The organism is Paraburkholderia sp. BR10872, assembly GCF_040965835.1.
Lineage (GTDB): Bacteria > Pseudomonadota > Gammaproteobacteria > Burkholderiales > Burkholderiaceae > Paraburkholderia > Paraburkholderia nodosa_A.
In genome coordinates this window covers 1-342 of sequence record NZ_JBFRCN010000167.1, presented here as the reverse complement: position 1 = coordinate 342, position 342 = coordinate 1, and the positions used below count along the sequence as shown (strand labels likewise).

1 pseudogene is annotated in these 342 nt (G+C 65.5%); it reads left to right on the top strand.

From position 1 onward, the window contains the following. Positions 1–342 (top strand): annotated as a pseudogene (locus tag AB4Y43_RS40540) (threonine ammonia-lyase, biosynthetic); the annotation flags it as partial.

The following is a 342-nucleotide window of genomic DNA, read 5'->3' as shown; positions in this document are numbered from 1 at the left end:
AAGCGGTGTTCGCGGTGACGATCCCCGAGGAGCGCGGCAGCTTCAGGCGCTTCTGCGAGCTGGTCGGTACGCGCAGCGTGACCGAGTTCAACTACCGCATCGACGACGCCGAGCGCGCGCACATCTTTGTGGGCGTGCAGATCCGCAACCGCGGCGAGTCGCAGCAGATCGCGAGGACCTTCGTCGATCACGGCTTTCCGAGCGTCGATCTCACGGGCGACGAACTGTCGAAGCAGCACATCCGCTACATGGTGGGCGGACGCTCGCCGCTCGCGCACGACGAACGCCTGTTCCGCTTCGAGTTTCCGGAGCGCCCGGGTGCGCTCATGCGTTTCCTTTCGT